The 23,319-nt window shown below is 72.0% G+C and carries 19 protein-coding genes; 9 read left to right on the forward strand and 10 right to left on the reverse strand.

Annotated elements, in window-relative coordinates:
* Positions 1 to 3: 3 nt before the first annotated feature.
* The 4 genes from ACFYW9_RS23975 to rsmH all read right to left on the reverse strand — a co-directional run bounded on the left by ACFYW9_RS23975 (position 4) and on the right by rsmH (position 5,389).
* Complete coding sequence (locus tag ACFYW9_RS23975; RefSeq protein ID WP_389153836.1) at positions 4 to 1,524, reverse strand: UDP-N-acetylmuramoyl-L-alanyl-D-glutamate--2,6-diaminopimelate ligase; 1,521 nt, start codon at positions 1,522 to 1,524, stop codon at positions 4 to 6.
* A 204-nt stretch (positions 1,525 to 1,728) separates the two neighbouring features.
* Entirely contained in the window at positions 1,729 to 3,681 is a 1,953-nt protein-coding gene (locus tag ACFYW9_RS23980; RefSeq protein WP_389153839.1) for a peptidoglycan D,D-transpeptidase FtsI family protein, read from the reverse strand.
* Positions 3,682 to 3,686: 5 nt separating this feature from the next.
* Positions 3,687 to 4,166, reverse strand: coding sequence for a septum formation initiator family protein (locus ACFYW9_RS23985; protein WP_389153842.1), 480 nt, complete (start codon positions 4,164 to 4,166; stop codon positions 3,687 to 3,689).
* Between the two features lie 215 nt (positions 4,167 to 4,381).
* Positions 4,382 to 5,389 carry a 16S rRNA (cytosine(1402)-N(4))-methyltransferase RsmH gene (gene rsmH, locus ACFYW9_RS23990; protein WP_326788296.1) on the reverse strand — a complete coding sequence of 336 codons (1,008 nt, stop codon included), beginning with the start codon at positions 5,387 to 5,389 and terminating at the stop codon, positions 4,382 to 4,384.
* Positions 5,390 to 5,815: 426 nt separating this feature from the next.
* Between rsmH and ACFYW9_RS23995 the strand changes: the two genes are divergently transcribed.
* The 4 genes from ACFYW9_RS23995 (at position 5,816) to ACFYW9_RS24010 (ending at position 11,406) form a co-directional block, all read left to right on the forward strand.
* Positions 5,816 to 6,364, forward strand: coding sequence for a carbonic anhydrase (locus tag ACFYW9_RS23995; RefSeq protein ID WP_351867481.1), 549 nt, complete (start codon positions 5,816 to 5,818; stop codon positions 6,362 to 6,364).
* 262 nt (positions 6,365 to 6,626) lie between these two features.
* Positions 6,627 to 7,661 (forward strand): MoxR family ATPase, encoded by a 1,035-nt coding sequence (locus ACFYW9_RS24000; RefSeq protein WP_351867483.1) that lies wholly within the window; start codon positions 6,627 to 6,629, stop codon positions 7,659 to 7,661.
* Positions 7,661 to 9,022: a DUF58 domain-containing protein gene (locus ACFYW9_RS24005; RefSeq protein WP_389153847.1), complete on the forward strand. Its 1,362-nt coding sequence runs from the start codon at positions 7,661 to 7,663 to the stop codon at positions 9,020 to 9,022. The genes ACFYW9_RS24000 and ACFYW9_RS24005 overlap by 1 nt, the downstream gene beginning before the upstream one ends.
* Positions 9,019 to 11,406, forward strand: a complete 2,388-nt coding sequence (locus ACFYW9_RS24010) for a transglutaminaseTgpA domain-containing protein (RefSeq protein WP_389153850.1) — start codon at positions 9,019 to 9,021, stop codon at positions 11,404 to 11,406. The genes ACFYW9_RS24005 and ACFYW9_RS24010 overlap by 4 nt, the downstream gene beginning before the upstream one ends.
* A gap of 320 nt (positions 11,407 to 11,726) precedes the next feature.
* On the opposite strand, the gene ACFYW9_RS24015 is transcribed toward ACFYW9_RS24010, so the two are convergent.
* The 3 genes from ACFYW9_RS24015 to ACFYW9_RS24025 form a co-directional block, all read right to left on the reverse strand.
* Positions 11,727 to 12,125: a DUF3040 domain-containing protein gene (locus tag ACFYW9_RS24015; protein ID WP_326788291.1), complete on the reverse strand. Its 399-nt coding sequence runs from the start codon at positions 12,123 to 12,125 to the stop codon at positions 11,727 to 11,729.
* 272 nt (positions 12,126 to 12,397) lie between these two features.
* The gene (locus tag ACFYW9_RS24020) at positions 12,398 to 13,168 is read right to left on the reverse strand and encodes a methyltransferase (protein WP_326788290.1); all 771 of its coding nucleotides are present in this window, start codon (positions 13,166 to 13,168) and stop codon (positions 12,398 to 12,400) included.
* Between the two features lie 187 nt (positions 13,169 to 13,355).
* Positions 13,356 to 13,934, reverse strand: coding sequence for an SAV_6107 family HEPN domain-containing protein (locus ACFYW9_RS24025; protein ID WP_389153855.1), 579 nt, complete (start codon positions 13,932 to 13,934; stop codon positions 13,356 to 13,358).
* Positions 13,935 to 14,109: 175 nt separating this feature from the next.
* On the opposite strand from ACFYW9_RS24025, the gene ACFYW9_RS24030 reads away from it, so the two are divergent.
* The 5 genes from ACFYW9_RS24030 (at position 14,110) to ACFYW9_RS24050 (ending at position 20,426) form a co-directional block, all read left to right on the forward strand.
* Complete coding sequence (locus ACFYW9_RS24030; RefSeq protein ID WP_389153858.1) at positions 14,110 to 15,063, forward strand: ATP-binding cassette domain-containing protein; 954 nt, start codon at positions 14,110 to 14,112, stop codon at positions 15,061 to 15,063.
* On the forward strand, positions 15,050 to 17,134 hold the full coding sequence (locus ACFYW9_RS24035) for a YhgE/Pip family protein (RefSeq protein WP_389153861.1): 2,085 nt from the start codon (positions 15,050 to 15,052) through the stop codon (positions 17,132 to 17,134). Before ACFYW9_RS24030 ends, ACFYW9_RS24035 begins: the two co-directional genes overlap by 14 nt.
* A gap of 35 nt (positions 17,135 to 17,169) precedes the next feature.
* Positions 17,170 to 17,799 carry a TetR/AcrR family transcriptional regulator gene (locus ACFYW9_RS24040; protein ID WP_326788286.1) on the forward strand — a complete coding sequence of 210 codons (630 nt, stop codon included), beginning with the start codon at positions 17,170 to 17,172 and terminating at the stop codon, positions 17,797 to 17,799.
* A 402-nt stretch (positions 17,800 to 18,201) separates the two neighbouring features.
* A complete protein-coding gene (locus ACFYW9_RS24045) occupies positions 18,202 to 18,840 on the forward strand; it encodes a DUF4126 domain-containing protein (protein WP_389153865.1) in 639 nt (212 codons plus the stop codon).
* A 35-nt stretch (positions 18,841 to 18,875) separates the two neighbouring features.
* Positions 18,876 to 20,426 (forward strand): phytoene desaturase family protein, encoded by a 1,551-nt coding sequence (locus ACFYW9_RS24050; RefSeq protein ID WP_389153868.1) that lies wholly within the window; start codon positions 18,876 to 18,878, stop codon positions 20,424 to 20,426.
* Positions 20,427 to 20,474: 48 nt separating this feature from the next.
* On the opposite strand, the gene ACFYW9_RS24055 is transcribed toward ACFYW9_RS24050, so the two are convergent.
* The 3 genes from ACFYW9_RS24055 to thiE all read right to left on the reverse strand — a co-directional run bounded on the left by ACFYW9_RS24055 (position 20,475) and on the right by thiE (position 23,255).
* Positions 20,475 to 21,488, reverse strand: coding sequence for a hypothetical protein (locus tag ACFYW9_RS24055; RefSeq protein WP_389153871.1), 1,014 nt, complete (start codon positions 21,486 to 21,488; stop codon positions 20,475 to 20,477).
* A 56-nt stretch (positions 21,489 to 21,544) separates the two neighbouring features.
* Positions 21,545 to 22,468: a methylenetetrahydrofolate reductase [NAD(P)H] gene (metF, locus tag ACFYW9_RS24060; protein WP_351867509.1), complete on the reverse strand. Its 924-nt coding sequence runs from the start codon at positions 22,466 to 22,468 to the stop codon at positions 21,545 to 21,547.
* A 127-nt stretch (positions 22,469 to 22,595) separates the two neighbouring features.
* Positions 22,596 to 23,255, reverse strand: coding sequence for a thiamine phosphate synthase (thiE, locus tag ACFYW9_RS24065; protein ID WP_389153875.1), 660 nt, complete (start codon positions 23,253 to 23,255; stop codon positions 22,596 to 22,598).
* Between the last annotated feature and the right edge of the window lie 64 nt (positions 23,256 to 23,319).

Genomic DNA, 23,319 nt, shown 5'->3' on the forward strand with positions numbered 1-23,319 from the left:
AGTTCATCCCTGGGTCTGCTGGATAGCTTCGCGAAGCACCTGGCGGTCGTCGAAGGGACGCACCACCCCGGCGATGTCCTGGCCCTGCTCGTGGCCCTTGCCCGCGACCAGCACGGTGTCTCCCGGCTTTGCGCGCGCGACGACCGCGGCGATGGCGGCGGCCCGGTCCTCGAAGACCTGGACCTCGCCCCGCTCGTGGGCCGGTACCTCGGCGGCTCCCGCGAGCATCGTGGCGAGGATCGCGAGCGGATCCTCGGAACGGGGGTTGTCGGAGGTGAGGACGGCGGTGTCGGCGAGCCGGGCCACGGCCGCGCCCATCGGCTTCCTCTTGGTCCTGTCACGGTCGCCGCCGCAGCCGAGCACCACGTGCAGTCTGCCCTCGGTCACCTTGCGCAGGGCGCGCAGGACGGATTCGACGGCGTCCGTCTTGTGGGCGTAGTCGACGACGGCGAGGTAGGGCTGGCCCTCGTCCACGCGCTCCAGCCGGCCCGGGACCCCGGGGACGGCGGCGATGCCGTCGGCCGCGGTCTGCGGGTCGATCCCGGCGGCGGCGAGGGCGACGATCGCGGCGAGCGTGTTCGCCACGTTGAAGGGGCCGGCGAGCGGCGAGCGGGCGGTGATCCGCTCGCCCTTGGGGCCGACCGCGGTGAACGTCGAGTCCATCGGGCCGACCTCGACCTCCTCGGCGCGCCAGTCGGCGTCCGGGTGGCCCTCGGCGGAGAAGGTGACGACGGGGACGGTGGCCTCCCCGGCGAGCCTGCGGCCGTACTCGTCGTCGAGGTTCACGACGCCGAGCCGGCTGCGCCTGGCCGTGAACAGCTGGGCCTTGGCCTGGAAGTAGTCCTCCATGCCCGTGTGGAACTCCATGTGTTCCGGGCTGAGGTTGTTGAAGACGGCGACGTCGAAGACGCAGCCGTCGACGCGGCCGAGGACCAGCGCGTGGCTGGAGACCTCCATCGCGACGGAGTCGACCCCGCGCTCGCGCATGACGGCGAACAGGGCCTGGAGGTCGGTGGCCTCGGGTGTGGTGCGCTCGGACTTGATGCGCTCGTCGCCGATGCGCATCTCGACGGTGCCGATCAGGCCGGTGGAGCGGACCGTCTTGAGGCCGCCCTCGACGAGGTAGGCCGTCGTGGTCTTGCCGGAGGTGCCCGTGATGCCGATCTGGAGGAGATCGCGCCCCGGGTGGCCGTAGATGGTGGCCGCCAGCTCTCCCATCGATCCGCGCGGGTTCTCGACGACGAGGACCGGCAGACCGGTGGCCGCGGCGCGGTCGGCGCCGGTCGGGTCGGTGAGCACGGCGACGGCGCCGAGGCCGGCCGCCTGGGTCACGAAGTCGGCTCCGTGCAGACGGGCGCCGGGCAGGGCGGCGTACACGTCGCCGGGCCGCACCGCCCGGGAGTCATGGGTGATGCCCGTGACCCCGGCGCCGCTCGCCGGCTTCTCGGCGCCCAGCTGATCGGCCAGCTCCGCGACGGGGATGGCGGAGACGTGAACCGGACGCGGCGGCCCCGGATATGTCACAGGGACGCCCTTCTGGGTGGTTTGGGACTGATCAGCTTGTGGCACGGCGGTGAGCGTACCGGGCTCACCCCCGCCGGGGCGAAGCGAGGGCGCGGACGGGGTGTGAGGGGTGGGCTGGTTCCCGGGGTCCGGGGTGATCGTTGTCACGAGTGGTTCCTGGTCCGTTGTGCGTGAGGGCTGATCAGGGCGTGCGGTCGGGGGCGGTCACGGCTTGAACTCCACGGGCAGACGGGCGGCGGGCGCGCCGGTGGGCGGGACCTGAAGGGTCTTGAGGGCGAACTCCATCACCTGCTTGAAGACGGGTCCGCAGATCTGGCCGCCGAAGTAGCTGCCCTTCGTGGCGTTCTGGATCGCGCAGTAGACGGTGATCCGGGGCTTGTCGGCGGGGGCGAAGCCGGCGAAGGAGGAGGTGTAGCCGTGGTACTTCCCGGTGGCCGGATCCACGCGGTTGGCCGTACCGGTCTTGCCCGCGACCCGGTACCCGGGGATGCGCGCCCTGATGCCGGTGCCCTGCTTGTCGTCCACCACGGACTCCAGCATCTGGGCGAGTGTCTTCGCCGTCTTCTCGCTCACGACCCGGGTCTTCCTCGGCTCGGCGGCGGGTGTGAAGCGGCCGTCGGGCCCCTTCGTGCCGCGCACCAGGGTCGGTTCGACGCGGACGCCGCCGTTGGCGATCGTCGAGTAGACGGAGGCCGCCTGCATCGCGTTGATCGACACGCCCTGGCCGAAAGGGATCGTGTACTGCTGCGAGGTCGACCACTTGTCGGCGGGAGCGAGGATGCCCGCCGTCTCGCCGGGGAAACCGAGCCCGGTGTGGCTGCCGATGCCGAACTTGCGCAGATACGAGTAGAGGACCTGGTTGGCCTGTTTCTGGGTCTTCCCGAGCTGGCCGGTCGCCAGGATGGTGCCGATGTTGCTGGACATGGCGAGCACGCCGTTGAGCGTGAGGTTCCAGGTCTTGTGGTCGACGTCGTCCTGGAAGAGCCGGTCGCCGCGGTGCAGCCGGTTGGGCACGACGACATGGGTCGCGGGCGTCGCGGCGTTCTCCTGGAGGACGGCGGCCATCGACATCAGCTTGGCGGTGGAGCCGGGCTCGTACGCGTCCTGGAGCGCCGCGTTGCCCATGGCCGCCGCGTCGGCCTGGGTGAGGTCGTTGGGGTCGAAGCCGGGAGCGTTGGCCATGGCGAGGATCTGGCCGGTCCTGGTGTCCTGCACTATCACGTAGCCGCGGTCCGCCCTGGACTTCTTCACCTGCTCGGTGATGGCGTCCTGCGCGGCCCACTGGATGTCCCGGTCGATGGTGAGCTCGACGTCGGACCCGGCCACGGCCGGGGTCTCGGTGGAGCCCACGGTCGGCACCTGACGGCCCCCGGACTGGGCGTAGCGGATCTTGCCGTCCTTGCCGGTGAGCTCCTTGTCCAGCTGCTGCTCGATGCCGCCGCCGCCCTTGCCCTCGGCGTTGACCCAGCCCAGTATCCCGGCGGCGAGGTCGCCGTTCGGGTACACCCGCTTGCTGGCCGGTACCGCGAGGACGCCCGCGAGGACGTTGACCGTGCTCCGGTCGGTCTCGGCCTTGGTCCCGAGGGTGCCCTTCAGGTCCTTGATCTGCTGCCAGACCTGGGGGGTGCGGCGGTGCGCGAGGAGGACGTAGCGGGTGTTCTCCGTCCGCAGCTTCCTGGCGACGGTGTCGACGTCCTGGCCGATGATCGGGCCGAGGAGCGCGGCGGCCTGTTCGGGCGCGTCCCCCACCTCGGTGGCCTCGCGGGTGAACATCGTCGGGTCCGCGGTGATGTCGTAGGCGTCCACGCTCGTCGCCAGTTCGACGCCGTCCCGGTCGGTGATCCCGCCGCGCTCGGCGGCCAGGGTGCGCCCGACGTAGCGGTTCTGCTCGGCCTTGGCGGCGTAGGTGCCCGCGTCCACGGCCTGCACCTGGAGGAGCCGTACGACGAACGCGATCATCACCAGCGTCAGGGCGAGGCTGACCATGCGCAGACGGGGGCGCGGGCTGCCGAGCCGGATGAGACGCGGGCCGTCGGAGCGGTTCGCGGCCGGGCGGCGTACCGGGCGGGCACCCGGCCCCGGACGGTTCCGGCCGGGGCGGCGCGCGGGCCCGGCGGGGCCGGGCGGCCGGCGGCGCGGCGGTTCCCTGTCGGACACTTCCGTCACCTGCCAGGGGTCGTGGGGGGCTGTGTGGACGCTCCCGCGGCCCGGCTCGGGGTGCGGGCCGGGGAGGGGGCGAGGACCTCGGGCGGGGGAACCATCGGGGCGCGCGCGGCGGATCCGGCGGCTCCGGGAACGCCCCTGACCTTGCCGTCGGGGCCGAGGAAGGCCGGATCGCCGCCGGGGACCATGCCGAGTTCGCGGGCGCGGCGCTGGAGGGCGTCGGGGGCCGAGTAGGCGTCCACGTCCCGCTGGAGGGCCTGTTCCTCGTCGGTCAGGCTCTTGGTCTCCTTCTGGAGGTCGTCGAGCCGGAACGCGCCTTCGCTGAGCGCCGAGTTCAGCACGAGGAGCCCGATGAGGCCGCCGCCGAGGAGAAGGACGACCAGGAGGACGAAGGGGGTGCGGGCCGCCTGCCCGGCCCCGGACGGGAGGAGCCGCGCGAGCCGGGCGGCCCGTCCCCTGAGTTCGGGTCTGCCGCTCACGCGCCCTCCCTGTGGCTCTGGTGCGCCGCCTTCACGGCCGCTCCATGGGTCCGGTTCCCCTATTCACGAACCCGTCGTGCGTCCGGTTCCCGGTCCCGGGGAACCGGCGCGGGTCCGGATGCCCGGTCCCCGCCGTCCGGCGGGTCCGGGAATCGGGCCCACGGCGTCGCGCGAGCCCGGGTTTCCGCCTCACGGCCCCTCCTTCTCCCCGCGCCTCACTCGGCGGACTCCTCGCGGATGCGCTCCGCTCCCCGCAGCCGGGCGGGAGCGGCCCGCCGGTTCTCGGCGACCTCTTCCTCGGTGGGAAGTTCGGCACCGCGGGTGAGGAGCTTGAGCCGGGGCTGGTAGCGCTCGGGGACCACCGGCAGTCCGGGCGGCGCGGTGTTGGCGGCGCCGGCCGCGAACACCTGCTTGACCAGCCGGTCCTCCAGCGAGTGGTACGACAGCACGGCGATGCGGCCGCCGACGGCGAGGGCCTTCACGGCCGCGGGAATCGCCCTCTCCAGGACACTCAGTTCGCCGTTGACCTCGATGCGCAGCGCCTGGAAGGTGCGCTTGGCGGGGTTGCCGCCGGTGCGCTTGGCCGCCTGGGGCAGCGCGTCACGGATCAGCTCGACGAGCCGCGCGCTGTTGGTGAAGGGGTCCTTCTCGCGCTCGCGCACGACCGCGGAGACGATCCGCTTGGCCTGCTTCTCCTCGCCGTACGCCCGCAGGATCCGCACCAGTTCGCCCGGCGGGTAGGTGTTGAGCACCTCGGCGGCGCTCATGCCCGTCGTCTGGTCCATGCGCATGTCGAGCGGGGCGTCCTGCGCGTACGCGAACCCCCGGTCGGCCTCGTCGAGTTGCATGGACGAGACACCGAGGTCGAACAGGATGCCCTGGACGCGCGGGATGTCCAGGCGGTCGAGCACGTCGGGCAGTTCGTCGTAGACGGCGTGCACCAGCGCGGCGCGGTCACCGTAGGGGGCGAGCCGCTCTCCGGAGAGGCGCAGCGCCTCCTTGTCACGGTCCAGGGCGACGAGCCGCACTCCGGGGAACCGGGTGAGCAGTGCCTCGCTGTGACCGCCGAGCCCGAGCGTGCAGTCGACGACCACGGCTCCCGGCTCGGCGAGGGCCGGGGCCAGCATGTCCAGGCACCGCCGGAGCATGACCGGGACGTGTCGGCTCTGTCCCTCCGGTCGCCCGCTGTCACCCTCGTCGGGAAGCGCTTCGCGCCCTTTCATTCCGGGCCCTCTCAGGTCCGGCGCGGCCGTACGCACCGCCGGGTCCCCACCCGCTCGGGAAGGGGAGGCCTGCCGGCGCCGGATGAAGGGCGTCGGCCGACCGGGAGCAGGAGGAGGCCGAGCCGTACGTACGCGCCGCGCACGCGGGGAAACTCCGGAAAGTCGCCGGGTCTCCTGGGGAAAACAGTCCAACGGGGAGAGCCTCGCCTCCCGCTTCGCGTCACTTTAGTCCACGGTGTCGCGCGGTCAACCAACCGGCTTGCGCGTCGCGGACGGCGCTCGGACCGAAGCCGCGGATCCGGAAGAATCACCCGAACGGGCACGTCGTCACCGCCCGTGTGGATTACCTCACAACAAGCCGCGATGACATTCTTTGTCCCCTCTCACAACAGGACCGGCCCAGGCGTGACCAGTAACGTCACAGGTATGTCGACTTCCGCATCTGTTCCCACCGAACCCGAAGACGCCATAGACGAGGGACGCACGGTCACCGACCGACTCGTCGACGCGAACGGGAAATACGCCGCCGCCTTCTCCGACCCGGGAATGGACGCCCGCCCCGTGCTGCGGGTCGCCGTGGTCGCGTGCATGGACGCCCGTCTCGACCTGCACGCCGCGCTCGGCCTGCAGCTCGGCGACTGCCACACCATCCGCAACGCGGGCGGCGTGGTCACCGACGACGTGATCCGCTCCCTCACCATCAGCCAGCGCGCCCTCGGCACCCGCAGCGTGGCCCTCATCCACCACACCGGCTGTGGCCTGGAATCCCTCACGGAGGAGTTCCGGCACGACCTGGAGATGGAGGTCGGCCAGCGCCCCGCCTGGGCGGTCGAGGCCTTCCGGGACGTCGAACAGGACGTACGGCAGTCGATGCAGCGCGTGCGCACCTCCCCTTTTCTGGTGCACACCGACGACGTACGGGGCTTCGTCTTCGATGTCACGACGGGCCTGCTGCGGGAGATCGACCCCTCCTGACGGGCCCCGCGGGAGCCCCCGGTCGCCGGTCCTCCGCAGCTCGTGGGACCCTCTCTGCACCAAAACCCCGGCTGTCCGGTGCCCAAAGAGCCGTAAGAACTGACATATCGCGGCCACTTGTCCACAGGCGGATGACACGAACCGGTAACGGCAACAAGAATGCGGGTGTGGCGTCACGCGGAACCTTTCGCGCGTGGTGCCCGTGTTTCGGGGTGGGCCGGTCCGCACAGGGCGTCGGCCCGAACGGGCCTAGGAGGGCCGGGTGACGACCTATGACGATCGAGCGAGCCTCACAGATCTGACCGCCACTGCGGAGCGTGTCCGCGGTTCGGTGGAAGGAGTGATCGAAGGCAAGCCTGAGGTCGTACGGCTTTCGCTGACCGTGCTGCTCGCCGAGGGACATCTTCTGATCGAGGATGTCCCCGGCGTCGGCAAGACCATGCTGGCCAAGGCGCTGGCGCGTTCCATCGACTGCTCGGTACGGCGCATCCAGTTCACGCCCGACCTGCTGCCCTCGGACATCACGGGTGTGTCGATCTGGGACCAGCAGCGCCGGGACTTCGAGTTCAAGCCGGGCGCGATCTTCGCGCAGATCGTGATCGGCGACGAGATCAACCGCGCCTCGCCCAAGACGCAGTCCGCGCTCCTGGAGTCGATGGAGGAGCGCCAGGTCACCATCGACGGGCAGACCTACGAACTGCCCAGCCCGTTCATGGTGGTGGCCACCCAGAACCCGGTCGAGATGGAGGGCACCTACCCTCTGCCGGAGGCCCAGCGCGACCGCTTCATGGCCCGTGTCTCCATCGGCTACCCCAGCGCGGAAGCCGAACTGCAGATGCTGGACGTCCACGGCGGCGTGAGCCCGCTGGACGACCTCCAGCCGGTCGCCCACGCGCACGACATCGTGAAACTGATCGACGCGGTCCGCACCGTCCATGTCGCCGACCCGGTGCGCCGCTACGCGGTGGACCTCGTGGCCGCCACGCGCACCCACCCCGACCTGAGACTCGGTGCCTCACCGCGTGCCACGCTGCATCTGCTGCGCGCGGCGAAGGCGTCCGCCGCTCTCAGCGGCCGGGACTTCGCCCTGCCGGACGATGTGCAGGCGCTCGCCTCCGCGGTCCTGGCCCACCGCCTGCTGCCCACGGCCCAGGCGCAGTTGAACCGCCGCACGTCCGAGCAGGTCGTGCAGGAGATCCTCCAGCGCACCCAGGTGCCCGCCGCTCCCCAGCAGTCCGGCCTCTCGATGGGCCGGGGCGCGCCCACGTTCGGTCAGCAGCCGCCCCGGAGGCTGTGATGAAACAGGCGAGCACGGAGCACACCGCCGAGGGGGACAAGGGCGGGCTGCGCACCGCGCTCGCCGGGCTCACCACACGCGGTCGCTCGTTCCTGGCCGCCGGTGTGGCCGCGATCATCTGCGCGTACGTGCTGGGGCAGAACGATCTGCGCCGGGTCGGCCTGCTCCTCGCGATCGTGCCGCTGCTCTGCGCGGCCGTGCTGTACCGCACCCGCTACCGGGTCGCGGGCAGCCGCAGGCTCTCCCCCGGGCGCGTGCCCGCGGGCTCCGAGGCCCGCGTGCATCTGCGCATGGACAACATCTCGCGGCTGCCCACCGGCCTGCTGATGCTCCAGGACAAGGTTCCGTACGTCCTCGGTCCACGCCCGCGCTTCGTGCTGGACCGGGTGGAGGCGGGCGGCCGCCGCGAGGTGTCCTACCGGGTCCGCTCGGACCTGCGCGGCCGCTATCCGCTGGGCCCGCTGCAACTTCGGCTGACCGACGCGTTCGGCATGTGCGAGCTGACCCGCGACTTCTCGGCGTACGACACCCTGACCGTCATACCGCGCGTGGAGACGCTGCCACCGGTGCGGCTGACCGGCGACGCGAAGGGGTACGGCGACGGACGGCAGAGCTCGCTCACCCTGGCCGGCGAGGACGACATCATTCCGCGCGGGTACCGCTACGGCGACGACCTGCGCCGTGTGCACTGGCGGCTGACCGCCCGCTACGGCGAGCTGATGGTCCGCCGCGAGGAACAGCCCCAGCGCTCCCGCTGCACCGTGCTGCTGGACACCCGGGGCATCGCCTTCCAGGGCGTGGGACCCGACTCGGCCTTCGAATGGGCGGTCTCGGGAACGGCGTCCACGCTGCTGCACATGCTCGAACGGAGCTTCTCGGTACGCCTTCTGACGGACACCGGCAGTTCGGTGCCCGGCGAGGGCTCCGACGGGTTCGCGGGCACGAGCCAGGAGTCGGCGGACGCGGCGGGGATGATGATGGACACGCTCGCCGTCGTCGACCACTCGGACGGCACGGGCCTGTCCCGGGCGTACGAAGTGCTGCGCGGCGGCGACGAAGGACTGCTGATCGCCTTCCTCGGCGATCTCGACGAGGAGCAGGCGGACGTGCTCGGCAAGATGCGCCAGCGCAGCGGCGGGGCCATCGCGTTTCTGCTGGACAGTGAGTCCTGGGTGCGGGAGCCGGCCGAGGCGCCCGGCCCGTCGGAGGGCACGGACCCGGTGCGCATGCTGCGCGAGGCGGGCTGGACCGCCGTGAGGGTGCCGCGGGGGGCGTCGCTCGCCGGGCTGTGGCGCGAGGCGGACCGTCAGCGCACGCATGTGGCGTCGACGGGTACTACCGCGGGGGATGGTGGCGTATGAGCGGGCGGGCCCGATTGGCGCTGTGGGCGGCGGCGGCCACGGTGATGACGTCGACCGCTCTGCTGCCGCTGGTGAGTCCGGAGACGTGGATCTTCCAGGCGGCGTTCCTGCTGGCCGTGCAGACCGGGGTCGGGGCGCTGACCCGGAGGGTCCCGCTGGCCCGGCCTCTGACCGTGGCGGCCCAGGCGCTGGCGACGCTGATGCTGCTGACGCTGATCTTCGCCCGGCAACAGGCCCTCGCCGGGATCGTCCCCGGGCCCGAGGCCTTCCAGCACTTCTCGGCACTGCTCCAGGCGGGCGCCGACGACATCGGCAGGTACTCGATCCCGGCTCCGCTGTCGGACGGGATCCGGCTGATGATGATCGGCGGCGTCCTGGTGATCGGGCTCCTGGTGGACACCCTCGCGGTGACCTACCGCAGCGCCGCGCCCGCCGGCCTTCCGCTGCTCGCCCTGTACTCGGTCGCCGCGGGCCTCAACGGCGGCGCGGGCTGGCTGTGCTTCCTGCTCGCGGCGACCGGCTATCTGATGCTGCTGCTGACCGAGAGCCGGGACCGGCTCTCGCAGTGGGGCCGCGTCTTCGGCGGAGCGGCCCGGGCACCCGGCCAGGAGTCCGCGAGCGGTGTCGTCGCGCCCGTCCGCTTCGGGCGGCGGATCGGGGCGGTCGCCGTGGTCGTCGCCCTGTTCGTGCCGTTCGCGCTGCCCGGGCTCGACGGCGGTCTGCTGGACGGCGCGGGCCGGGGCATCGGCAACGGCACCGGGGGCGGCGGCACGATCGCCGCGGTGAACCCGTTGGTCTCGCTCCGCGACAGTCTGAACGTGGACGAGGACCGCACGGTCTTGACGTACCGCACGGACACCGCGGACACACAGAACCTGTATCTGCGGATCGTCTCGCTGGACGACTTCGACGGCACGGCGTGGAAGCCGGCGCAGCGCCACATCGTGGACGTGCCGAAGACGTTCCCGGCGCCGGTCGGTCTGGACGGCCAGGTCAAGCGGGCGGCGATCCGGACCCGGATCGCGGCGGCCGACTGGTACGCGCAGGACTGGCTGCCGATGCCGTATCCGGCCAGCAAGGTGGACATCAAGGGCAGCTGGCGTTACGAACCGGTGGGGCGCACCCTCGTCGGCGACCACGGGCAGAACACCCGTGGCGTGCGGTACGAGGTCACGAGCCTGATGGTGGTACCGACGGCGCAGCAGCTGGCGGGCGCCCCGGAGGCCTCGCCCGCGATGAGGCGCGAGTACACCCAGGTTCCGAGGTCGCTGCCCGCGGTGGTGGCGAAAACGGCCCGCAAGGTCACCGCGGGCTCGGCCAACCACTACGAGCAGGCGGTCAAGCTCCAGGACTACTTCGCCGTCAGCGGCGACTTCCGGTACAACACCCAGGTGCAGGCCGGCAGCGGCTCCGCCGCGATCGCGAACTTCCTGAAGAAGAAGGAGGGCTTCTGCGTCCACTTCTCCTTCGCGATGGCCTCGATGGCGCGCACCCTCGGGATTCCGGCCCGCGTGGCGGTCGGCTTCACGGCGGGGACCCCGCAGGCGGACGGTTCGATGGCGGTGGGGCTGCGGGACGCGCACGCCTGGCCCGAGCTGTACTTCGAGGGCGTGGGCTGGACCCGTTTCGAGCCGACCCCGAGCCGGGGGTCGGTGCCGTCGTACACCCAGACGAACACACCGGGCGAGGCCGAGTCCGCGGCCCCGAAGCCGACGCTCTCGACGTCCGCGGCGCCCTCGGCCGAACCGTCGGCGAGCGAGAGCTGCTCGCCCCAGCTGCGGAAGCTGGCGGCCTGCCCGGAGCAGTCCGAGGCGGCGGCGCTCGGCCCCGCGGACGACGACGGGCCCTGGACGGCGATCCTCCTGCTGACGCTGGCCGGGCTCCTGGTCCTGGGAGTGCTGCTGCTGCCCATGCTGTGGCGGCTGCGGGTACGGGCGGTCCGGCTCGGCGGCCACGGCCGCACCGAGGCGGACGTGGCGGCGTACACGCTGGGGGCCTGGTCGGAGGTGACCGATACGGCGTGGGACTACGGGATCGGGCCGACGGAGTCGCAGACACCGAGGAAGACGGCCGAGCGGATCGTCGGGCTCGGGGAACTGGATCCGGAGGCCGCGGCGGCGGTGTACCGGCTGGCCGTGGCCGTGGAGCTGGTTCTCTACGCTCCGCACCCCCGGCCGATGGCGGGCCTCGCGAACGACGCGCGCCGGGTCGGGGAGTCCTTCAGGACGTCCGCGAGCGGTCCCGCGCGCCTGCGTGCTCTCTTCCTCCCCCGTTCGGCCGTCCGGGTGATCTGGATGGCCTCTGCCGCCTGGACAGCTCTGGCAACCCGGCTGTCCGCCCGTCGGCAGGCCCTGTTCCACCGTCCGTCGCGCCAGAACGGCTGACGCGGACCGCCCCAGGTCCCTCCCCCTCCGCCAGGCTTGAGCAGTTCCCCGGCCTGGCGGGGGCCCGCCTGGCGGGGGCCGACGGGGAACGGCATAACGGACCCGGCACCACGAGGCGGGCACTTCGGGCTTGGCGCGTCGGGCTTGGCGCGTCGGGCTTGGCGCGTCGGGCTTGGCGCGTCGGGCTTGGCGCGTCGGTCCTGGTACTTCAAGGGCCAGCGTTTCCGGGGCTTCGGCAGCGCATACGCGTGAAGGGTCGTCCACCCGGATGTGGGTGGACGACCCTTCACACGTATGTCGGCTGCGGCGAAGCCGGAGGCTCAGTTGCCGCCCTGCTCGTCGCGACGACGCTGCCAGCGCTGTTCGATGCGGTCCATCATGGAGCGGCGTTGTCGGCTCTGCCGACGAGCTGCGGGCGAGCCCGGCACGGTCGGCTGCTCACCCGGCTTGGGAGCTTTGCGCCAACCGGTGACGGCGAGCACCGCACAGCCCAGCATGACGAGGAAGCCCACCACGCTCAGCCAGATCTGAACCGCGACCATTCCAGCCATGAGGAGCGCAATACCAACCAGGAAGCCGACGACCGCCTGGTAGACCCGTCGCCGGGTGTACGTACGCAGCCCGCTTCCCTCAAGCGCTGTCGCGAACTTGGGATCTTCGGCGTACAGCGCTCGCTCCATCTGCTCGAGCATTCGCTGCTCGTGCTCCGAGAGCGGCACGGAGTCCTCCTCATCGTGCAGTCGCCGGGGCGACCGGGGGTCCCCTTCAGGATAGGCAGGGAATCGGCCCCGTGAAACCCGCCCTCTACGCCAATTCGCCGCCCGGAACCCTTCGCGGCGTCCCGATGCGCTGAGGCGTGCATTCCCCAGCGAACGGTCCGTCATGCCGGACGGTCTCCCCCGATCATACGGCGCCGAGCACTCGATCGGGTGGTCTGTGGTGTACTCCGTCTGCCGCCAAGCCCCTGATCAGCGCCGCACCACGGGTCCGCTCAGTCCTCCGTGGCCCCTCGGGCCTCACCGAGCACATGGAGCTGCGTGGCCACGGAGTGGAACGCGGTGAGCTCGGCCGCCGCCGCCTCCAGCTTCAGCAGGGCCTCCAGCGCACCCGGCTCGGTGTCCACCAGGACCCCCGGCACCAGGTCCGCGAAGACCCGTACGCCGTGCACGGCGGCGACGTGCAGGCCGGCGCCCGCGACCAGGGAAGTGAGCTGGTCGGCGGTGAACCGGTGCGGAACGGGATCACTCTCGCCCCAGCGTCCGTCCGGGTCGTCGAGCGCGTGCCGGGCCTCCTTGAAGTGCCCGGCGAGGGCGCGGGCCAGCACGGCACCGCCCAGGCCCGCGGCGAGGAGGCTGAGCACGCCCTCGGGGCGCAGCGCGTCCACGACGTTGCGGACGCCCTCGGCCGGGTCGTCCACGTATTCGAGGACGCCGTGGCACAGCACGGCGTCGTAGCGGCCCCGCTCGACCACGTCGAAGAGGCCGTGGGCGTCGCCCTGGACACCCTGCACGCGGTCGGCGACGCCGGCCTCGGCGGCACGTCGCTCCAGCGCGAACAGCGCGTTCGGGCTGGGGTCGACGACGGTGACCCGGTGGCCGAGGCGGGCCACGGGCACGGCGAAGTTGCCACTGCCGCCGCCCGTGTCGAGTACGTCGAGCGACTCCCGCCCGGCGGCCTTGACCTGACGGTCCAGGGCGTCCTTCAGGACCTCCCAGACCACGGCGGTACGGAGAGAAGCGCGGGGGCGCATCGGGTCCGACACGGCAGTTGACTCCTCGGCGCGGCACCGCCTGTCGAACGGCGGAGCGATCTTCGGGCCTCCCGGCGGGGAGGCAGCAGGCGCCTCCACCCTATTGCCTCCGCCACCGTGACCGGCCCCCTGTCTCACGCGCGCCGGATCACACCAGGCGCGCGCGCCGGATCGCCCGCCCGTCCGGGGTTCCCTCCCGTCAACCCGCGTCCGGAACCTCCCTGTCCGTGCCGTCCACCCGGTCCCGGCTCCGGTCCCGGTCTCCGTCCTGGCGCGGCTGGGGCAGCACGGGCTGCAACGCCAGCATCCGCTCGACCAGGCGCAGGAACATGGCGACGTCGCGTATCAGGTCGTCGGCGTCACGGGTCGTGGCCGCTCCCTGGATGCCGGCCTCCGCGCGGGCACGGCGGGTGGCCCCGGAGGCGAACAGCGCGCTCCACTCGGTCAGTTCGGGAGCGATCTCCGGGAGGACTTCCCAGGCGCTGCGGATTCGGGCCCTGCGCCGCGACGCGGGCTCCGGGCGGGCACGCGCGGCGAGGACGGCGGCGGCGGTGCGCAGCGCGGCCAAGTGGGCCGTCGCGTAACGCTCGTTGGAGGTCTCCAGTGCCGTCGCCTCGTCAAGTCCGGCGCGGGCCTGGGAGAGCAGGTCGAGGGCGGCGGGCGGGGCCGTGGCCCGGCGGAGCACGGGGTGGACGTCGCCCGCCGGTCCGGTGGTCAGTGAGGGGGCAGGGCCGGTGGCGCGGCGCCGACGGGCGGCGGCTGCGGAAGTGTTGGCCATGACGAACCTCCTGTCGTCGTGTGACGGCACTGTGGCCGTATGTGCCCATCGTGCGGTATGCCACTGACAATCCGTTCTGACCTGCGCTTTTGCTTCGATCGAAAGTTCGGGTTAGTTTTTGCACTGACCAGTCAGTTCAAAAGTAGTTCGATGTGTTCCAGAGGATGGGGGAGCTGTGGACGGTCCGCACGGACTGCGTGTCACGGCAGAGGACTTCGGACTCGAAGGACCCCGCGGGTGGGCTTTCCGCGGGGTCCGTCTCGACGCGGAACCCGGATCGCTCGTCGCGATCGAGGGGCCGTCGGGATCCGGCCGCACCTGCCTGCTGCTCGCCCTCACGGGCCGGATGAAGGCCACCGAGGGGACGGCGGCCGTGGGTTCGGCGAGGCTGCCGAAGCAACTGGCCGCGGTGCGCCGGACCAGCGCGCTCGCGCACGTGCCCGGCGTCACGGACCTCGACCCCGCGCTGACCGTCGGGGAGCACCTGCGGGAACGGGCCCTGCTCCAGCGGCGGTTCGGGGGTTCGCTGCGCGCCCTGCTGCGGCCTCGCGGCGAGCGGGCGGCAGAGGCCTCGTCGCGGATCGGCGCCGCGCTGGCCGCCGCCGGGCTCGACCCGGACACCCTGCCCAAGGGACCGAGGACCGCGGTACGCGATCTGGAACGGGTCGAGACGCTGCGGCTGTCCATCGCGCTGGCCCTGATCGGCCGCCCGGGGCTGCTCGGCGTCGACGACACCGACCTCAAGCTCTCGGACGCCGAACGGTCCGAGGTCTGGGCCCTGTTGACGTCTCTCACCGAGTCCGGAACGACGGTCGTGGCGGTGTGCAGCGAGGCTCCCGAGGGCGCCGTCGCCGTCTCCACCGCACCGGCCGCCACACCCACCGAGCCGTCCGAGCCGTCCGAGGACGGTGCCGACACCGCCGACACGACCGCCGACGCGGACGTAGACGCGGACGTAGACGCGGACGCGGACGTAGACGCGGACGCGGACGTAGACACGGACGCGGACGTAGACACGGACGCGGTCGCAACCAAAGACGCAGACACCGCCACCACCCCCGCCGCCGACAGCGACAGCGACAGCGACAGCGGGAACAGCGACAGGAAGACGGCCGATGCGCTCGCCTGAACTGGCCTTTCTCGAACTCCGCCGCTTCGGCCGGGGCAAACTCCCGCGCGCCGCCCTGGTCGCGCTCCTGCTGCTGCCCCTGCTCTACGGCGCCCTCTATCTGTGGTCGTTCTGGGACCCGTACGGCCGTCTCGACCGCATCCCCGTGGCACTGGTGAACGCCGACGAGGGAGCGACGGCCGACGGCCGCAGGGTCACCGTCGGGGACACCATCACCAAGGGGCTGCGCGACAGCGACACCTTCGAGTGGCACGAGGTGAGCCCGGCCGAGGCCCGCCGGGGCGTGGAGGACGGCACGTACTACCTGTCGCTGACCATGCCGGGCGACTTCAGCAGGAGGATCGCGTCCAGCTCCGGGACCTCTCCCGAGACGAGCGCTCTCCAGGTGCGGACCAACGACGCGAACAACTACATCGTCGGACAGATCTCCCGCACGGTGTTCAGCGAGGTACGGACGGCCGCCTCCACGAAGGCCTCGCGTTCGTTCCTCGACAAGATCTTCATCTCGTTCTCGGACATCCACGGGAAGACCGTGCAGGCGGCCGACGGCGCCGACCGGCTCAGCAGTGGCATCGGCAGGGCCAAGAAGGGCTCCAAGGATCTCGCCGACGGTCTGCAGGAGGCCAAGAAGGGCAGTGGAAAGCTCTCCGGAGGCCTCAGGAAGCTCACCACGGGCGCGGGCGACCTGGAGGACGGTTCGCAGCAGGTCGCGGACGGCACCCGGGCGCTGGCCGACAAGGTCGACGGGGTCGCGGACAAGGTGGGCCCCTTCCTGGAGGACAACGAGAAGTCGATCGGCGACACCGCCCGGCTGGTCGCCGACTCCGCCGCGGGGATCCGCCACAACCTCGGCACCCTGGTGAAGACCGCTCCGGCCGCGGCCAAGGGCGCGCGCACCGCTTCCGACGCGCTGAACGCCGTCCACCGCTCGCGGTGCGAGACCCTGCCGGTCCCCGACCCTGCGTGTCCCGAGCTGACGAAGGCGGCGGAGGCCGCCTCGGACGTCGTCAAGGTCGCCGACGACGTGAACGCCCTGATCGGCGACCAGGACGGCGACCTCGTCGAACTGGACAAGAACCTGGCGACGCTGGAGAAGCAGGCGCGCGCCCTCGCCGATCGCTCGCCGCATCTCTCCGAGGACCTCGACGACGCCGTCTCCAGGATCGACAAGCTGAACGAGGGCGCCTCCGCGGTCGCCCGGGGCGCGAAGCGTCTGCACTCCGGGCTCGGCACCGCGAAGACCGGCGCGGCGACCCTCGACAAGGGCGTCGGCCGGCTGAAGACCGGCGCGGGCGACCTCGACGGCGGCCTGTACAAGCTCGTCGGCGGCTCCGGGAAGCTGGCGGGCGGCCTGCACGACGGCGCCGAGCGGATCCCCGACTACGACAAGCCCGACCGCGACCTGCGGACCGAGGTCATGGCCGACCCGGTGCGCATGGCCTCCAGGGACCTGCACAAGGCGCCCAACTACGGCACCGGTTTCGCCCCCTACTTCATCCCGCTGTCCCTGTGGGTCGGCGCGATGGTGGCGTACATGCTGATCCAGCCGCTGAACCGGCGCGCGCTCGCGGCGGGCGCCTCGGCGTGGCGCATCGCGCTGGCGGGCTGGCTGCCGGTCGTCGTCGTCGGCATCCTTCAGACGGCCGCCCTGATGGCGGTGCTGCACTGGGCGATCGGGCTCCAGATGGTCCGTACGGCGGGAACGGTCGGCTTCCTGTTCCTGGTGACGGCCTGCTTCGCGGCGATCGTGCAGTGGCTGAACGCCCGCTTCGGAGCCGCGGGCCGGATCCTCGTCCTGGCCTTCCTGATGCTCCAGCTGACGTCGGCGGGCGGCACGTACCCCGTCCAGACCAGTCCGGGCTTCTTCAACGCGATCCACCCCTTCCTGCCGATGAGTTACATCGTCGAGGCCCTCCGCAGGCTCATCACCGGCGGCGGACTGGAGCCCGTACGGACCGCGTGCCTGGTGCTGACCGCCTTCACGGTGGGCGCGCTCGCCCTGACCGCCCTGACGGCCCGCCGCAAACAGGTGTGGACCCTCGACCGGCTGCACCCGGAGCTGAGCCTGTGACCACGCGCGCGGGTGCTCCTGTGACAATCGGAGCCATGGAAAGCAGCAGCACCACGGCGGGCGGCGGCAGCCGTCGCGAGGCGACCCGGCAGAAGCTCTACGAGGCGGCCGTCACCCTGATCGCCGAACAGGGCTTCTCCGCCACCACGGTGGACGAGATCGCCGAGCGGGCCGGGGTCGCGAAAGGCACGGTCTACTACAACTTCGCGAGCAAATCGGTCCTCTTCGAAGAGCTGCTGCGCCATGGCGTCGGGCTCCTCACCGCCTCGCTGCGGGAGGCGGCGGAGAAGACCGACCGGGACGGCGGCAGCAAGGTCGACGCACTGGACGCGATGATCCGGGCCGGGCTCGAATTCATCAACCGCTATCCGGCGTTCACCCAGCTCTACGTGGCGGAGCTCTGGCGTACCAACCGGGCCTGGCAGTCCACCCTGATGGTGGTGCGGCAGCAGGCGGTGGCGGTCGTCGAGGGCGTTCTGCGCGACGCGGTGGCGGGCGGGGAACTCAGCGACGAGATCGACATTCCGCTGACCGCGGCGGCGCTGGTCGGGATGGTCCTCGTGGCCGCCCTGGACTGGCAGGCCTTCCAGCCGGAGCGCTCCCTGGACGACGTGCACGCGGCGCTGTCCCGGCTGCTCCAGGGGCGGGTGAGCGGCCACCGCTGACACCGGGCGCGCCTTTCCGCCGCGCCGCTTCACACCGTGCGCGCGAAAGCGCCGGTCCGGTCGGCCGCTTCCCCCGCGGGCCGTCCGTACCGGCGCTTTCGTCGTGCTCCCCCGTGTCCCCCGTGCCCCCCGTTGGGCCCCCGTTCGGTCGTCCCCCGGGTTCCCCCGTGTCTCGCTCCCGCCGAGCGGGCCGGCGGAAGGAGCGGACAAGGGCGCGAGGTCCGTTCCGCCGCCCCGTGTCGGCGGTGCCGGAGCCGCGCCCCCTTCCGTGTCTCCACTCTCCCGTTCGCGCAGGTCGGACCCATCCGTGCGCCTACTCATCTCACCCAGTAGGTACGGATACTCAGACATACGTGCTCAACCCCAGGACGCCCCCGCCGCCCCCTGGTTACGATCCCCTCCGTGTCCGTACTCCCCCTGGTCCTCACCAGCGGCTGGGCCAGCGGCGTCAACGCGTACGCGGTGGTGCTGCTCCTCGGCATATTCGGCGCCACCGGGCTGAGCGACGACGTCCCGGAGGCCCTGCAACGCCCTGAGATCCTGGTCACAGTCGGCGTTCTCTTCCTCTGCGAGGCGGTCGCCGACAAGATCCCGTACGTCGACTCGGTGTGGGACTCCGTGCACACCGTGATCCGGCCGGCGGTGGGTGCCTGGGTCGGGGCGCTGCTCGCCGGTCAGAGCGGCTCGCTCTCGGATCTGACGGCGGCCCTGCTCGGCGGTTCCACGGCGCTGGCGAGCCACACGGTCAAGGCCGGGACGCGGATGGCGGTCAACACCTCGCCGGAGCCCTTCAGCAACATCGCCGTGAGCACCGTCGAGGATCTCGGGGTCGCGGGTGTCGTCACGCTGGCGGTCTTCCACCCCTGGGCCGCGGCGGTCGTAGCCGGTGCCCTGCTCTTCACCGGGCTCGCGGTGCTCTGCTTCCTTCTCTCGCGCGTCAGACTGTTCCTGCGCCGCCGGGCGCGGCGCCGGGAGGAGCGCCGGACGGCCGCGGCGGTGGAGCGGCCGCCCGGCGGGACGCCGTACGCGGACCGGGACTGACGGGACTGTCGGTGGCGGCGGATAAAGTCGCCGCCATGGGACGGATTGCGGTGATCGGCGCCGGGATGGGCGCGATGGCGGCCGCCGCCCGGCTGGCCGTCGCGGGCCACCGGGTGGTGGTGTACGAGCGGACGGAGACGTACGGCGGTGCGGTGCGCCGCTTCGAGCGGGACGGGTTCGTGTTCGACACGGGCCCGGGGCTGCTGCCGGTGCCCGCGGTCTACCGCGACCTGTTCGTCAAGACCGGGAAGCGGCCGCTGGAGGAGTGCGTCGAGCTGGTGCAGGTCGACCCGTCGGCCGGCCATGTCTTCGCCGACGGCACCCGGGTGTCCCTGCCGAACGCCTCGCGCGCGGGTGTGCTCACCGCGCTGGACGAAGCGCTCGGCGACGGTGCGGGCGCGCGGTGGGGCGAGTTCCTGGTGCGGGCCCGGGAGGCGTGGGACCGCTCGCGCCGGCCGCTCCTGGAGGAGCCGCTGTGGCCCAACTGGACGGTGCTGGCCGAACGCGAGCCCTATCCCTCGGTGCCGCACAAGAAGCTGCTGCGCACCCGCCGGGCCGGGACCCTCGCCGAGGTCGCCGCCTGGGAGCTGCGCGACCCGCGCCTGACGGCCCTCCTGGAGAGCCACGCCCTGGTGTACGGGCTGGACCCGCGCGCCACCCCGGCGAGCGCCGCCGTGCTGCCGTACATGGACCACGCCTTCGGCAGCTGGTACGTACGCGGTGGCATCCGGGAGCTGGCGCGCGCCGTGTACGAGCGGTGCCTCGAGCGCAGGGTCGAGTTCCGTTTCGGGATCCCCGTCGGACGGATCGTCGAGAAGGACGGCCGGGTCGTCGGTGTGGAGCTCTCCCGGGACGGCTCCGCCGCTTCCGGTGCCGGGAGCGGCCCGGACTCCTCCGGATCCGGGGAGGACACGTTCGAGCGGGCCGACTTCGTGGTCGCGGGCGTGGCGCCCGGCGCCCTGGACGGCCTCGTCGCCGGGGCGGCGCTCCGCGTCGGTGACGAGGTGCCGCCGCGGGCCGGCACGTCCAGCAGACTGACGCTGCTGCTCGCGCTGCGTGGCGGACGGCCCGCCGGGACGGCGCACCGGACGGTGGTCCACTCGGCCGACCGCGAGGGTGAGCTGGACCGGCTCTTCGGGGAGCGTCCAGGCGTGCCCGCGGCGCCGACCGTCGTGGTGGTACGTCCTGACGACCCGGCGCTCGTCCCGGACGCGGCGCACGAGGCCGTCACGCTGACCGTCACGGTCCCGTCCGGCGCTCAGGTGTCCGGGCAGGACGTGGAGCGGGTTCTCGACGCCGCCGAGCGGGCCCTGCCCGGTCTGCGGGACCGGCTCCTGTGGCACGAGGTCCGCACCCCGGCCGACGTCGCGGAGGCGACCGGCGTGGAGGGCGGCGCGGTTCCCGCCCCGGCGCTCGCCGCGGCGGGCGGCCGGCTGCTGCACCCGTCGAACACCACGCGGATACCGGGGCTGTTCGCGGCCGGGGGCTGGGCACACCCCGGCGGCGGTCTGCCGCACGCCGGCATGTCGGGCGCTCTGGTGGCCGGACTGATCGTGGAGGGGCCGGAGTTCCAGGGCTCGCAGTGAACGTGCCGGCGGGCAGCGGTGCGGGAGGCCGTCGCCTCGGCCTGCCGGTCAGTAGCGGTACTGCTCGTCGTACCCGGCGCTGCCGTTGCCCTGGTACGGGTACTGCTGCTGCTCGGGCGGGACTTCGGCGCCGTACTCGTCGGTGCGCTGCTGCGGCACCCAGACGCCCTCGGCCGGGGTCTCGCCGCCGTACGTGCCGGTGGCGTACTGGTCCTGGCCGTAGTTCTGCTGCTGTGCGTACTGCTGGTCGCCGCCGTTGTAGGCGGTCTGGTCGTACGTGGCGCCCGTGTACGTCTGCTGGCCGGTGTACGGGTCCGTGTAGGTGGTGTACTGCTGCTGGCCGTTGCCGTAGCCGTACTGCTGCTGCTGGTCGTAGCCCGTGTAGCCGTCGTACGCGTAGGCCTGCTGGTTCTGGCCCGTGGCGTAGGCCTGCTGGTTCTGACCTGTCGAGTAGGCCTGCTGGTCCTGGGACTGGGACGCGCCGGCGTAGGACTGGTCGGTGGCGGCGGCGTACGCGCCGGAGTCGTAGACACCGTAGGAGCCGGTGTCCTCGGGCAGCGGCTGCGGCTCGTAGACCGAGGTCGACCCGGTGGCCGCGGGATCGGCCTGCTCCGGGGGCGCGAACCGGTCGGACGGGGCGGGCGTGAAGACGTCGTCCTCGTCGGCGTACTGGTCCTCGCGACGGTAGGCGGCCACCTCGACCTCTTCGAGGTCGGAGTTCTCCTCCGACGACTCCGCCGCCTCGTCCGGCTCACCGCGGCGGCGCTTGCTGAGCTTGCCGAGCTTGCCGGGCTTGTCCTCCATGGCGGGGCCCTTGATGGCCCAGCCCTGCGCGAAGCCCTGGCGGAACGACAGCGTCACATAGGTCTGGCCGACCGTGAAGGCGGCCGCGCCCAGGCCGATGACCACGACCGAGTGCATGAGCACGCCGAGGACCACACCGAGGAAGCCGACGAAGGCGAGCAGCCGGAAGCGCAGCCGCGCCTTGTACTGCAGCAGCACCTCGCCGAGCAGCCACAGCGCGACAATGCCGAATGCCAGATAGAGGACCGTCAAGCCCATGTACGCCCCTCTCCCAGTGGCCGCTACGCAGTGTGTCGTACGCGGGTGCGACCGGTCTAGGCCTGCTGCGGGTGGTGCAGGCCCAGGTTCTCGTAGATTTCCAGCGTCGCCGTGGAGTTGTTGAGCGTGATGAAGTGCAGCCCGGGGACTCCCTCGGTCAGCAGCCTCGCACAGAACTCCGTCGCGAACTCGATCCCAATGGAGCGTACAGCCGCCGGATCGTCTTTGACTGTGAGGATCCGCTCTTTCAGGGCGTCCGGGAACGAAGCGTTCGAGAGTTTGGGCAGCCGTTCCAACATCTTCACACTTGTCACGGGCATGACTTCGGGGATGACCGGCGTCGCGCAACCCGCCGCGTCCACGCGGTCACGCAGACGGAGGTAGGACTCCGGCTGGAAGAACATCTGCGTGATCGCGTAGTCGGCGCCGGCGCGGCACTTGTCGACGAAGTGGGAGACGTCCAGGTCCCAGTCCGTGGACCGGGGGTGCATCTCGGGGAAGGCCGCGACCCCGACGCAGAAGTCGCCGGATTCCTTGATGAGGCGCACCAGTTCGGCCGCGTAGGCCAGACCCTTGGGGTGGGGCACCCACTCGCCCATGGGGTCGCCGGGCGGGTCGCCGCGCACGGCGAGCATGTTGCGGATACCCGCGTCCGCGTACTGCCCGATGATGTTGCGCAGTTCCGCGACGGAGTGATCGACCGCGGTGAGGTGCGCGACCGGGGTGAGGGTCGTGTCGAGGACGATCTGCTCGGTCTCCTTGACCGTGCCGGCCCGCGTGGAGCCGCCCGCCCCGTAGGTCACGGAGACGAAGTCGGGAGCCACGGCCTCGACCCGCCGCAGGGCGTTCCACAGGTTCCGCTCGCCCTTGGGAGTCTTCGGCGCCGAGAACTCGAAGGAAAAGGTCTGTTTGCCGGTCGCGAGCATGTCGCGCACGGTGCGTGCGCGATCAGTCCTGGTGGAAGCAGATCCGAGGGCCATACCCGCAGGTTAGCCAGAGGGCGTCGGTCACCCAACCGAACCGCTGCCTTTTGTCCGGTCTGTCGAGTTCTTGTCCACCCCTCGGACAGCGGCCCCGCCGGGACTCTCCACGCGGGCGGCCGGCGGCCTACGCCGTGCGCAGCCGCTTCGCGAATTCCGCCGCCGCCGCGCCCGGGTCGTCCGCCTCGGTGATCGCCCGTACGACGACGACGCGGCGGGCGCCCGCTTCGAGCACCTCGTCCAGCCGGCCGAGGTCGATGCCGCCGATCGCGAACCAGGGACGGCCGGTGCCGAGGGCCGCCGTGCCGCGGACCAGGTCGAGGCCGGGTGCGTGGCGGCCGGGCTTGGTGGGGGTGGGCCAGCAGGGGCCGGTGCAGAAGTAGTCCACGCCCTCCTGGACGGCGGCGGCGCCGGCCTCGGAGGCGGAGTGCGTGGAACGGCCGACGATCACCTCGTCGCCGAGGATCGCGCGGGCCGCGGGAACCGGGAGGTCCCCCTGGCCCAGGTGCAGGACGTCGGCGCGGGCGGCGTGGGCCACGTCCGCCCGGTCGTTGACCGCGAGGAGCTTGCCGTGCCGGGCGCAGGCGTCCGCGAAGACCTGGAGGTGCTCCAGTTCCTCCCCCGCCTCCATGCCCTTGTCGCGCAGCTGCACGATGTCGACGCCGCCCGCCAGGACCGCGTCGAGGAACTCGGCGAGGTCGCCCTGACGTCTGCGGGCGTCCGTGCACAGATAGACGCGGGCGTCGGCGAGCAGGCCCCGTGGGGTCGTGGCGGCGTTCTCGGGCATGCGTGGGTCCCCCGTTGGTCGGTGCGCGGGGAGTGCGGCGGCCGGGATGGTCCCGCCGCCGCAC

The organism is Streptomyces sp. NPDC002698 (genome assembly GCF_042888945.1).
GTDB lineage: Bacteria > Actinomycetota > Actinomycetes > Streptomycetales > Streptomycetaceae > Streptomyces.